General features: G+C 73.7%; 11 protein-coding genes. 2 read left to right on the top strand and 9 right to left on the bottom strand.

The genetic code is table 11. From position 1 onward, the window contains the following. Positions 1-202 precede the first annotated feature (202 nt). From IEY93_RS31630 to IEY93_RS31595, 8 genes are all read right to left on the bottom strand, one after another. A complete protein-coding gene (locus IEY93_RS31630; RefSeq protein WP_189166820.1) occupies positions 203-379 on the bottom strand; it encodes a hypothetical protein in 177 nt (58 codons plus the stop codon). Between the two features lie 97 nt (positions 380-476). After that, complete coding sequence (locus tag IEY93_RS31625; protein WP_189166819.1) at positions 477-653, bottom strand: hypothetical protein; 177 nt, start codon at positions 651-653, stop codon at positions 477-479. Positions 654-760: 107 nt separating this feature from the next. Beyond that, on the bottom strand, positions 761-940 hold the full coding sequence (locus IEY93_RS31620) for a hypothetical protein (RefSeq protein ID WP_189166818.1): 180 nt from the start codon (positions 938-940) through the stop codon (positions 761-763). 25 nt (positions 941-965) lie between these two features. After that, a complete protein-coding gene (locus tag IEY93_RS31615) occupies positions 966-1,136 on the bottom strand; it encodes a hypothetical protein (RefSeq protein WP_189166817.1) in 171 nt (56 codons plus the stop codon). 30 nt (positions 1,137-1,166) lie between these two features. Beyond that, positions 1,167-1,352: a hypothetical protein gene (locus tag IEY93_RS31610; protein WP_189166816.1), complete on the bottom strand. Its 186-nt coding sequence runs from the start codon at positions 1,350-1,352 to the stop codon at positions 1,167-1,169. A gap of 89 nt (positions 1,353-1,441) precedes the next feature. Beyond that, positions 1,442-1,624, bottom strand: a complete 183-nt coding sequence (locus IEY93_RS31605) for a hypothetical protein (protein ID WP_189166815.1) — start codon at positions 1,622-1,624, stop codon at positions 1,442-1,444. Between the two features lie 80 nt (positions 1,625-1,704). After that, positions 1,705-3,870, bottom strand: coding sequence for a peptidase domain-containing ABC transporter (locus IEY93_RS31600; RefSeq protein ID WP_189166814.1), 2,166 nt, complete (start codon positions 3,868-3,870; stop codon positions 1,705-1,707). Further along, entirely contained in the window at positions 3,870-7,193 is a 3,324-nt protein-coding gene (locus IEY93_RS31595; protein ID WP_189166813.1) for a type 2 lanthipeptide synthetase LanM family protein, read from the bottom strand. Before IEY93_RS31595 ends, IEY93_RS31600 begins: the two co-directional genes overlap by 1 nt. A 181-nt stretch (positions 7,194-7,374) precedes the next feature. On the opposite strand from IEY93_RS31595, the gene IEY93_RS31590 reads away from it, so the two are divergent. Next, positions 7,375-7,893: a SigE family RNA polymerase sigma factor gene (locus tag IEY93_RS31590; protein WP_189166812.1), complete on the top strand. Its 519-nt coding sequence runs from the start codon at positions 7,375-7,377 to the stop codon at positions 7,891-7,893. Beyond that, positions 7,890-9,008 (top strand): hypothetical protein, encoded by a 1,119-nt coding sequence (locus IEY93_RS31585; protein WP_189166811.1) that lies wholly within the window; start codon positions 7,890-7,892, stop codon positions 9,006-9,008. The genes IEY93_RS31590 and IEY93_RS31585 overlap by 4 nt, the downstream gene beginning before the upstream one ends. A 171-nt stretch (positions 9,009-9,179) precedes the next feature. Here IEY93_RS31585 and IEY93_RS31580 read toward each other — a convergent pair whose 3' ends face one another. After that, the gene (locus IEY93_RS31580) at positions 9,180-12,119 is read right to left on the bottom strand and encodes a helix-turn-helix transcriptional regulator (RefSeq protein ID WP_189166810.1); all 2,940 of its coding nucleotides are present in this window, start codon (positions 12,117-12,119) and stop codon (positions 9,180-9,182) included. Positions 12,120-12,133 lie beyond the last annotated feature (14 nt).

Here is a 12,133-nt window from a genome sequence, read left to right as displayed (position 1 = left end):
CCCCCACTGGTTCGGCGCTCCCGTGGCCTGACGCCTCCGCCCGCCCATCCGGTTCCGCCTGATGTGTACGGCTCCGTTCGCTCGACGCGTCCGACGCCCTTCGGGGTCTTCAGGTCCCAAGGAACGCGAGATCCCGCCTGGGCCGGTGGCCGGGCGGGATCTCGGTCGCTCGGTTCCCCGGGAGTTCGCCCGGGGAGGGGGGTCAGATGCAGAAGCCCCAGGTGGGCTTGCAGCAGCCCCAGGTGAACAGGCCCTCGGTGGCGGGCGGCATGCCGCCCACGACCTGCTCGTCCAGGGTGATGTCTCCGGCCGGGTGGACCAGGCCCTCGGCGCGGGCCTGCGGGTTCTTCCACTGACGGATCAGCTCGTTGTCCGACATTTCACAGCTCCTAGCTTGGTTTCGGGCGAGGGGTACGGCCCCGCCGCGACAGGGCGGGGCCGGAGTGCGTCAGGGGCGGCGGGGCCGCCCGGCGCCGCTAGACCGGGCAGGCGAGGGTGCGGGTGGCGCAGCAGCCGATGCTGATGAAGGACTCGGTCTGCGGGGGCATACCGCCGACCACGTCGTCCAGGCTGATGTCACCGGCCGGGTGGACCAGGTCGGCGGCGCGGGTCTGCGGGTTCTTCCACTGGCTGATGAGCTCGTTGTCGGACATGATGTCTCCTGTTCGAGAGTTGGTGTTCGATGTGCCGGCCCGTCCGGTGGCTCGGGCGGGCCGGCGTTCTTCTGGTGACCGTCACCGGTCGCCGCGCTCCGGGCCTGCTAGCAGATCTCGAGGGTGCAGCACTTGTGCGAGATCACCGGCGGCCAGGTCTCCTGCGGCATGCCGCCGACGACGCGTGCGATGTGCTCGTCGAGGTCGATCTCACCCGCCGGGTGGCCGGCTCCCCCGGCACGCGACCGGGGGTCCTTCCACTGGCGGATCAGCTCGTCGTCGGACATCTGGTGCCTCCGTGGCGTACGCGGCTCAGCTGCAGTACACGCCGGTGGGGCAGCAGCCCCAGGAGGCGATGCCCTCGGTGGCCGGGGGCATCCCGCCGACCAGTTCGTCCAGGCTGATCTCCCCGGCGGGGTGGACCAGGCCCTCGGCGCGGCCCTGCGGGTTCTTCCACTGACGGATCAGCTCGTTGTCGGACATTTCGTGGCCCCTTCGGCTACGTCGTGGTGATCAGAAGCCGCCGGCGCAGAACGCGTCGGTGGGGCAGCAGCCGAGGGAGAAGGCGAACTCGGTGCGCGGCGGGGCGCCGGCGACCACCTTGGCGTCGTCCAGGGCGATCTCCCCGGCCGGGTGCAGCAGGCCGGAGGTACGGGCCTGCGGGTTCTTCCACTGACGGATCAGCTCGTTGTCGGACATTTCGTGACTCCTTGGTCTTCGTTGAGGTTGAGAGGTGTTCGTGAATGGGTGCCGGCGAATCCGGCGGGCGGCCGCGAAGGCCGGGGGGATCAGAGCCCGCCGCACCAGGTGCCGGTGGGGCAGCAGCCCAGGGAGAAGGCGTACTCGGTGCGCGGCGGGGCGCCGGCGACCACCTTGGCGTCGTCCAGGGCGATCTCCCCGGCCGGGTGCAGCAGGTCAGCGGTACGGGCCTGCGGGTTCTTCCACTGACGGATCAGCTCGTTCTCGGACATGGCGGACTCTCCATTTCGCATCTGGGTTTCGTGGTGACCGGAGTTCGGTCCATGCGCGCGGGCGGAGCCCTGCGCGCGGCTTACGCGTTCAGTGCCTCGGCGTGCCGCCGGGGCGCCGCGTCGTGTGCGAACAGCTGGTGGTAGGTCCCCTCTCGTGCGATGAGCTCCTCGTGCGTGCCCCGCTCGACGATGCGGCCGCGGTCGAGCACGAGGATCTGGTGGGCGTCGCGGATCGCACTCAGCCGGTGTGAGATGACGATCCGCGTGACCTCGATCCCGGACAGCGCCGCGTCGACGCGGCGTTCGGTCTCGGGGTCGAGGTGGCTGGTGGCCTCGTCCAGGATGAGCAGACGGGGCTGGTGGACCAGGGCGCGGGCCAGGGCGACCCGCTGACGCTGACCGGCCGACAGCGCGGCCCCGGCCTCGCCGACGAGCGTGCCGTACCCCATGGGCATGGCGGTCACGTCGTCGTGCAGCCCGGCGATGCGGGCGGCGCGCACCACTTCGGCCTCGGTGGCGTCCTCGCGGCCGAGGGCGAGGTTGTCCCTGATCGTGCCGTTGAACAGGTTGAGGTCCTGCAACACCGCGCCGCACCTGGACCGCAGGTCGTGGACGTCGAGCTCGCCCAGGTCGTGGCCGTCGTGGCGCACGGTGCCGGCGGTGGGGCGCAGCAGGCCGAGGAGCAGCAGGGCGATGGTGCTCTTGCCGGAGCCGGTACGGCCCACGATGCCCAGCTTGGCGCCGGGCGGGACGGCGAAGGTCAGCTCGGACAGCACCGGCGGCGCGTCGGCCTGGTAGGTGAAGACCAGCTCTTCGACCGCGATGCCGCTCGCGGTGTGCGCGGGCAGCCGCACCGGGCCGGCGGGCTCCTCGGCCGCGTCCACGATGTCGTACACCCGCTCGATCTGGCTGCGCAGCATCGGGTAGCTCTGGCCCGCGCTGGCCAGCCCTTGCAGGGGGGCGAGCACGGCCAGTGCGACGGTGCTCGCGGCGAGCGCCGAGCCGATCGTCATGCTCCCGTTGAGGACGAGGGCCAGGCCGGTGAGCAGCAGGAGCAGCGGGGCCGCGGTGGCGAGGGCCTGGTGGAGGGCCTCCAGGCCGGCGGTGATCCGGCCGCGGACGACCAGGGCGCCACGGTAGGTGTCGAACAGCCCGGCCCAGTGCCGTTCGGCGCGTTCCTCGACCCCGTTGGCCTTGACCGGGACGACGGCCTCCAGCGTCTCGGTGAGGTAGCTCTGCTCCTCGGCCTTGGTCGTCAGCTCCCGCTGGTAGACGGCCGCCACCCGCGGCGAGATGCGGACGACCAGCAGTACGTGGGCCGTACCGAGGGCCAGGACGACCGGCACGTAGCCGGGGGCGAGCACGATCAGGCCGATCAGGTATCCGGTCAGCAGCGCGGCGTCCAGCACCAGCATCAGCAGGCGCTGCGTGACGGTCTCCCGCGTGGTGGAGACGCTGCCGAGCCGGGCCAGCAGGTCGCCGCGGCGGCGCTGGATGAAGAACGACAGCGGCAGCCGCAGCATGTGCCGGATCAGCCGCCTGCCGAGCGTCGCCTCGGCGCGGACCCGCAGGGTGAGCACCGCCATCTCCCGCAGCAGCGTCGTCAGGCCGGCCAGGACGGTGGTGCCGAGCACCACCGCGGCGAACAGCGGCAGGACGTCGATCCGGTGCGCGGGGACGAAGGAGTCCACGACCTTCTGGGTGGCGAACGGCAGCACCAGGGCCAGCAGCTTGAGCACGGCGGCGCAGGCGAGCACGGCGGCGAGCAGGCCGCGGCTGCCGGGCATCGCCACGAAGTCCCTGAGGTAGCGGAGCATCAGCCACTCGCGCACCGGGGTGCGCCGCCGGGTGAACTCCGGGCCGGGCACGACGTGGATCAGCACGCCGCCGTAGCGCCGGTCGAAGTCCTCCCTGCTCTGCCACATGCGGCCCGCGCCGGGGTCGGCCACCCGGACCCGCCGCGCGGTGGCCTTCTCCACGACCACGAAGTGGTGGTCGGTCCGGTAGGCGATGACCGGCGCGTCCACCCGTTCAACCCGCGCCGCCCGCTCGGTGCGGGCGTAGAGGCCGATGCCGGGGGCGGCGGAGATCAGGTGGGCCGCCGACACTCCGTCGCGTCCGATGCCGAGCAGTTCGCGGCACTCGGCGACCCGGGTGTCCCGGCCGTGGAAGCTGGCGATCATGGCCAGGCAGGCGGCGGCGCATTCGGTGGAGGTGAGCTGGTGTCTGAGCGGGACCCTGGCCATCAGCGGTCACTCCTCACGGGTGCTTCCAGCAGCAGGACGGACGGGACGCTGCCGGGCCGGGCGAGCCGGAGCAGGCCGTGGCCGATGCCGGCCAGCCCGTTCATCAGGCCGGGCGTGGCGGCGGCGCCGGGCGCGCCCCAGCGGGGGCCGCGGCGGGCGAGGTCGCCGAGCAGGTGGGCCGTACGGGCGGCCAGCAGCTCGGCGGCCTCCGGGCGGTCGCACAGGTGCAGCAGCGGTTCGAGGTTGCCGAGCTCGCCGTGGCAGAGGCTGTGGTTGGGCATCGGGTCGCGCTCCAGCTCGGCGGCCAGCGCGCGGTCGAGGTCGGGGGACGGCGGGCCGCCGACGCGGGCCAGGCCGATGCCGGGGGCGCCGTGGCACCAGGCGTGCAGCACGTCGTCGGGCCCCTGCCCCTTCCGGTAGTCGGGCCAGCCGCGCAGGTCGGGCCGGTAGTGCTCGCTCTCGTAGGCGAACGCGGCCAGGGCCGTCTCACGGGCACGCGGGTCGCCGCCCGCGTCGGCGTAGCGGCGCAGCGCCCAGCCGATGCCGCCGGCCCCGTGGGAGAAGCCGGTCAGCGGACGGCCGTCGCTCATCGGGGTGTGCCAGGCGACTCCGGCTCCGGTGGGGGTGGCGGTGGCGAGCAGCCGTTCGGCGCACGCCCGCGCGGTACGCCAGGCCGCGGCCGAGCCGGTGGCCTGGTGGACCGCGAGCATCGTCGCCAGGGTCCCGGCGCTGCCGCCGATCACGTCCAGCGCCTCGTCCTGGCCGGCGGCCTTCGCACACAGCTCGACCAGGCCCTCGACCGGATCGGCCAGCCCCGGGTCGTTCAGCAGGACGGCCAGGTGGGTCAGCGCGTAGGCCACGCCGCCGAGGCCGGTGAAGGCGCCCATGACGCCCTCCCGCGGCGGGTCGTCGGCCAGCCGGGCGAGCGGGGTGACCGCGCGGCGGGCCAGGTCGGCGTACCGCTCCTCGCCGGTGACGGCGGCGGCCTGCGCCAGGAACAGCGCCACCCCGGGGTAGCCCCCGTACAGGCTCCAGTTCAGCGGCTGCGGCATCCAGTACTTCTCGTCGACCAGCTCAAGCCCCAGCCAGTTGACCCGCCCGCCGGGGCCGGATGTGCAGGCGTGGCGTTCGACGAGGTCGGCGACGTCTCGCGCGGCGGCGATGAGCCGGTCCTCGTACGGCCGGAGGGGGCCGGGGACGGCGGGCACCGTGCGGGCGCCCTCGGCGGCCTTCGCGGAGCCGGGAACCTCGGGGGCCGTACCGGTGTGGGCGGGGGGCGGCGCGTATGCGAGGACATCGGGCGCCGGACCGCCGCCCGCGGGCGCCTCGGCGCCTGCGACGGAAGCGGTAGGGGTGGCGACGCCGGCGAGGCCGGAGCGGTCGCGGGTCACCATGGACGCCCGGATCACCCACTCCTGGCGGTCCCGGTCGGCCCGGCCCATGGTCCGGACCTTGCGGATCGCGCGCCGCAGGCCGGACTCGGGCAGGATGTCGTGGACGCGGTCGCCGCCGGAGGTCCACAGGTCGCGGCTGCCCGGCCGGGTGGTGAAGATCGGGATGTCGCCGGCCCAGAGGTCCGCGATCTCGTACCCGATCAGCCGCTCGCGGGTCTCGTCGCCGCGCGTCAGCGCCCACAGGTAGTCGAGCACGCGGTCGCGGTCGAGCGCGTGGCGCAGCACGTCCGGGTGGGTGGCCTCCATCATCAGCTTGCCGTACGTGCGGGTGGCCCGGGGGACGACCCTGACCTCGTCGTCGGCGAACGCGGTGAGCAGGCCGACCACCGCCGGCGTGTCGGCCACGATGGCCTCGTACGCCCGGCCGAACCCGGCGAGCAGGTCGTCGAGGTGGTCGGCCGGGTCGGCCTCGTCCTCGCCCAGGCGCGGGCGGTTGCGCCCGCCGGGGAAGGCCACGTGGTCGCGGACCAGCCGCATCTCGTCGGTGCCGAGACCGGTCCAGGTGGGGGTCTTCATCGGCAGCATGGCGTCCTTGTCGCCGCCCATGCCGGACAGGTCGATGACGCCGTTCTCGCCGACCATCAGCTCGGGCAGCAGGCCGCTGCGGCTGACCGACGCCTCCAGGGCCACCGACGCGGGGTCCTGCGTCAGCTGTTCGTACCCAGGGCCGGGCACCACCGGGTGCAGCAGGGCCTCCAGGTCGACCAGCACGGGCTGCTCGCCGCTGGCGATCAGGTTCTCGCAGTGGAAGTCGGCGCCGTCCAGCGCGTGCAGCAGCGCGAGCAGCGCGCCGAGCCGGTGGTAGTAGCGGCCGAGCTCCTCGCGGCTCCGGCAGGGCAGGTGGGGGGCGAACTCCACCCAGCCGTACCCGCCGCGGTCCAGTACGGCGAGCCGGGTGAGGTCCAGGCCGGTGACCCGCTCGTTGAGCCAGGCCAGGGCGTCGTTGAAGTGCCGGTGGACGGCCTGCGGGCGGGGCTTGTAGACCACCTGCGCGCCGCTCGCGAAGGTCAGGACGCTGACCGCCCGGCCGCCCTGGTGGGTGTCGCCGCTGCCGGAGACGTCGGTCAGCGGGCCGGGGTCGGCGCCGCCGAGCAGCGTGCGCACGATGGCGTCCCGGTCGGCGGCGTAGCGCCGGAGCATCTCAGTGCGGGCGACGGCGAACCGGCCGGCGGTCTCGGCGAGCAGCCGGGCCAGCACGGGGTACTCCTCGCACAGCGCGGCGAGCGCCTCAGGGCGCTGGAAGTGCCGGACGAAGTCGGCGAACCGCTCCTCGGGCGTCTCCCCCGCGAGCCGGCGCGAGACCCGCATGACGTTGAGCTCCAGCACCAGTGTGCGCGAGGCCAGCGACACCAGCCGCTGCCGCAGCTCGACGCCCCAGTCGGCGAGCAGTCCGTCCGCCTGTACGGCCGGGCCGCACGCGTTCAGCGCGGTCGCGAGCCGGCGCAGTGCCTCCTCGGCGAACGGCGCCACGATCGCCCCGAACCCCTCATCGGCCGGCGTCGCCGTACGAACGGCGGCCGGGTCGATGGCCGCGGCGATCGCCTCGGTGGTCCACCTGGCCCAGGCGGGGCGGGTGACCCGGCGGGCCAGCGCCGCGGAGTCCTCCTCCAGCAGCGCGGTCAGCTCCGCGACGGTCAGCCCGGCCGCGGCCAGCCGCCGGCCGAACTGCCCCTCCTCCAGCAGGTGGTGCGCGTTCTGCCACTCCCGCAGCCGCCAGCGCGCCGTCTCGCCGGCCGACTCCGGCGACCGTCCGGCGGGGAAGCGCCCGCCGGACCGGTCCAGCCGCTCGGCGAGCGTCAGGCCGCCCGCCCACCACGCCGTGTCCAGCCCGGCGCGCGTGGCCCCGGGGGTCATCAGATCTGCGCTCATGGCAAGAACTGTGCCGGTGGCGGGCATGCCCCCACATGCGGGCGCCGCCCCCATATTTGCGACCGCGCGATGGGGGCCGATGGGGGCGCGCACCGCATCGGCGCGCGGCGGCGCAGGCCACCGCCCCCCTGCAACCTTTCGCCCGGCGGATCGCGTTGGGAACGGGCGAGAGGAGATCACATTGGATCGTCATGACGGCTTCCGCGAGTTCGTACTCGCCCGCCGGCAGTCGCTGACGCGGACCGCGTACCTGCTCACGGGAGACGCTCACCTCGCCGAGGACCTGCTGCAGAGCGTGCTGATCAACGTCGTGGGCCAGTGGCCGAAGCTGTCCGCGAACGGCAACCCCGAGGCGTACACGCGCAAGGCGCTGGTGAACCAGTACATCTCGTGGCGGCGCCGGCTGCGGCGGGAGTGGCCGAGCGCCGATCCGCCCGAGCACGGTGTCTCCTACGACGAGGAGTCGGTCGACCGGATCGTGCTGCGCCAGGCCCTGGCCAAGCTGACGCGCAAGCAGCGTGCCGTGATCGTGCTGCGTTTCTGGGAGGACCTCACCGAGGCGCAGACGGCCGAGGCGCTCGGCTGCTCGGTCGGCAACGTCAAGAGCCAGACCCACCGAGCATTGGCCCGGTTACGCACACTCGCGCCTGAATTGACCGACTCGCGGTCTCTTTCCGAATTCCAGGAGGTGGCACCATGACGAGGCTTCGCAGAGCACTGAGCGGCATCGCCGAGGAGGCACCCGCCGTGGACCTGAACGGCCTGGTCGACCTGGCCGTGGCGGGGCACCGGCGCAAACGGCGCGCGAGCGCCCTGCTTGCCGCCGTCGCCACGGTGGCCACCGTGGCGGCGACGGGTACGGTGACGGCCGCCCTGGTGCCGTCCCGGTCCCCCCAGCCGGCCGCGCCGCGACAGGCCGAAGCGGTGCCCGACCTGCCCGCGGGCGATGTGGGGCCACTCGACTACGCGTACGAGACGCCCTGCAAGGTCGACGGGGAGCGACGGCACCTCGACTGCAGTGTCGCCGGGTGGCGGGTGGTCACCCACACGGGCAGGACCTACCGGCTGCGGCAGGCGCTCGCCAGGACCGCCCAGAACAATCAGGCGCCCATCGCGATCAGCCGTGACGGGCGCATGCTCGCCTACTACAGCCCGCAGGCCCAGGCGCACGTGGTGCGCGACCTGGTGAGCGGCTCGCAGGTGACGTCCCCTGTTCGGCTCAAGGAGACGCGCATCGGCCCGGGCTCGATGCTCGTGCTCTCCGACGACGGCCGCCACCTGATGTTCGACCCGCGCGAGGGGAGCAAGGACCCCGGGCTGCTGATCGACATGCGCACCGGCAAGACGGTGGAGGTGTCCGGCAAGTACGAAGCGGTCAGTGTGCGGAACGGCGTCGCCGAGCTCGTCCGGTACCGCAAGACCGACCTGTGGCTGATGCCCGTCACCGGCGGGTCCAAGCCGGTGCGCTTCAAGGGCACGTTCATGGGCTTCAGCGAGCTCGCTCCGGACGGCCGCACGGTCGCCGCCTTCGAGAGAAACGACGACACGATGTCGGACTGGGTGCAGGAGATGCGCACCCTCACCCTGCTGGACACCAGAACCGGGCGCGAACGGGCCAAGGTGCCCATCCGCGGCCTCCCGAAGGGGCAACCCGTCTGGATCACCGGTCTCTGGCGGAGTGGATCGGAGCTCACGGTGTGGATCGAAGAGGCGAGCACGCGTGCCTACCGCGTCGACACCCGCACCGGGCGGGCCCGCCTGCTGGCCGACCACCCGAAGACGCGGCTGGTCCTGCCGGGGCTCGCGAGCAGCTGAGCGGAGATCCCCCGAAGGCCGGCGCCGTACCCCTGCGGGCCGCAGCACGCCTGCGAACGGCCCTCACCGAGAAAGCGGCCGGTCGGCGAGGGCCGCACCGTACTCAGCGGCGCGGCCCGTCGCGACGGTCCGGGAACGATCACGCGGGGGCGACCGTACACGGGCGGCGGTTCACGGCGGGGTGGCGCGCATGAGGTCGGCGGCGTGGTCGTAGAGGGCGGCGCGGTCGGGGAGGCCGGTCTTCTGCAGCAGGCTCGCCACGTGCTTCTCCACCGTGCGGGGTGAGATGAACAGCCGCTTGCCGATGTCGACGTTGCCGCGCCGCTCGGCGAGCAGGGTCAGCACCTGGTACTCCCGCACGCTGACGCCCTGGTTGCGCAGCACGCCGGGCACCTGCTCCCGTCCGGTGCGACGCTGTGCCACCGCGGCGCCGGCTCCGCGCAGCAGCGCGCGGCAGGCCCCGGTGACGGCGGGGACGCCGGCCTGGTGGAAGTACTCCTCGGCGGTGCGCAGCCAGACCAGCGGCTCGCCCCAGCCGTCGGCCAGCGCCGCCTCGGCGACCAGGCGCAGGCCCAGGTGCCGGGCCAGCGGGTGCGGACCGGCGACGGCGGCGGCCAGGCCGAACTCCGCGGACGCCGCCTCGGCCTCGCCCTGCCGGCCGAGCAGCACGGCCTTGGCCAGGTGCAGGAAGTGGCGGTTCCAGGCGAGTTCGGCGGCGGAGGTGCGGTCGGCGGCCTCCCATTCGGCCATGCCCGCCCGGCCGGCCAGCACGTCCATGAGCACGCCGAGGCCGTGCCTGCCGGTGAGGTAGTAGACGGTGGGGTTGTCGTCCTCCCACTCCCGCGCCTTGGTGAGCATCTCGGCGCACTGGCCGCGGTCCTCCTCCAGCAGGGCGCACACGGCCTGGCACAGCCCGTGGACCACGGGCATGTGCAGGCTGCTCTCGCCGCCCCACCGGCGGAACCGCTCCAGCGCCTGCTCCATCTCGGTGCGTTTGGCCTGGTGGGCGGCGAGCGTGGCCTGGGCGAGCAGGAGGTACTGCGTGTAGGCGGTGTGGCCCAGCCGGATGGTGGACTCCACGCACGGCACGGCCAGCTCGTGGGCGTCGGTGTACTCGCCGCGCAGTACGGCCGTCATCACCAGGGACGCCTGGGTGGCGTGGACCAGGCTGATGGCGCCCGCGTGCGCGGCGGCCCGGCCGACCTCCTCCAGCGGGGCCCGTTCGCCGGTGCGCAGCGCGTGGTTGGCGGCCAGGCGCAGCATGGCCCGCAGTTTCCACAGTTTCAGGCCGCTCGCGTCGGCGATGGACAGCACCCGGGTCAGGCACCGGTCGGGCTCGTCGAACCCGCGGACGCGAGAGAACATCGCCATGCGCTCCCACGCCTGGCAGGCCACCTCGGGGAGCGAGACGCGTTCGGCGACCTCCGCGGCGCGCCGTACCAGTGCCTCGGCGGTGGCCATCCGCTGCGGGCTCTGCTGCAGGACGCCGTGGTCGGGGACGATGAGCTGGGCCTCGATCACGTCGATCGCGGCGGTACGGGCCTCGTCGGGGCTGATCTCGAGGAGCCTGCGGACCGCCGCCACGTGGGCGAGGCCGTCGGCGGTGCCGCCGATCTCGGCGGCGACCCACGCCAGCTTGGTGCGCAGGTCGATCTCGTACGGGATGGTCATGGACAGGCCGCCGGTGACCGGGAGGTCCTTGGCGAGGGCGAACGCGCGGTCGGCCTCCCCGCTCTCGGTCAGCGCGTGCAGCAGGGCCTGCAGGGTGCCCGCCCGCAGGTCGGCGGGGGCGGAGCCGAGCATGCCGTAGGCGCGTTCCAGCAGCGTGACGGCGAGGTCGGCGGCGCCCTCGCCCAGCAGGCGGCGGCCGGCGTCGGCGAGCAGCCCGGCGGCGCCGAGGGTGTCGCCGGCGGCCAGGCGCAGGGTGGCGGCGATCTGGCACCACTCGCCCGGCAGCCCGGGGTGCAGGCGCTCCAGCGCCTCGGCGGCACGCCTGGCGATCACGGCCCGTTCGGCGGGGATCAGCGACGACAGCAGGGACTCGGCCATCAGGGCGTGCCGGAAGGCGTACCAGTCGCTCGCGGAGTCGTCCGGCATGATGAGCCGCTCTGCGGTCCCGGCGCGCAGGAAGGCCATGACCTCGCGGTCGTCCAGGCCGGTGGCCTCCTGGATGACCGGGATGGGAAAGCGCGAGCCGAAGACGGCCGCGGTGTGCAGCAGTTCCTGCGCGGTGGCGCCGAGCTGGGCGGCGCGCAGGGTGATGCTGCGCACCAGGGTGGTCGGCACGTCGATCGCCCGGTCGCCGTTCAGGTGCCAGCGCCGGCCGTCGTGCTCCAGCGCGCCCACGCCGGCCATGGCGGCCAGCAGCTCCTCGACGACGAACGGGACGCCTCCGGTGTCACGTTCCAAGCGGGTGAGGAGCTGCTGCGGCAGGTCGTCGGGGGAGGTGCCCAGGCAGGCGGCGGTCAGCCGGCCGAGCTGGTCGGGCCGCAGGGCGGGAAGGTCGATGAGGGCGGCGCTGCGCCGCTGCGCGCACGCCTCGGCGACGGCGCGGGCCGGCCCGGCGTGACTGCGCAGGTTGGCGAGCAGGACCGCGGGCACCCCGTCGAGGTTGTCGGCCAGGTACTCGGCGACCGCGAGGGTGTCGGCGTCGGCCTCGTGCAGGTCTTCCAGGACGAGCAGGCAGCCGCCGTCGCGGCCGATCACGGCCAGCAGCCGCAGGACGGCCTCGGCGAGCACGACCACCGATTCCAGGTGGTCGGCGACCCCGGCGCGCCGCCATTCGGGAACCAGCTTGGTGAGCGCCGGCAGGTAGGGCAGCAGGGCCGGGTCGTCGGGCGGTTCCTTGGTCCGGGTGTAGGAGAGCAGCGCCTCGCAGAGCGGTTTGAACGGGATGTCCGCGCTGACCCCGCCACCGCGGCCCCGTAACGCGGTCATTCCGGCGTCGTACGCCCGGTAGGCGCACTCCGCGGAAAGGCGGGACTTGCCGATTCCGGGGTCGCCGAGCAGGAACACCGCGCCGCCGCGGCCTTCGCGCGCGGCGGCCAGGCGATGGTCGAGCAGCGCTAATTCACGTTCTCGACCCACCAGAATGGGGGCGGTGAATGACATGGCGACAGATTATC

It is taken from the genome of Sphaerisporangium melleum (assembly GCF_014646695.1).
GTDB lineage: Bacteria > Actinomycetota > Actinomycetes > Streptosporangiales > Streptosporangiaceae > Sphaerisporangium > Sphaerisporangium melleum.
Note: the sequence above shows the minus strand (reverse complement) of the source record. Positions and strands in the feature narration are given on the sequence as shown.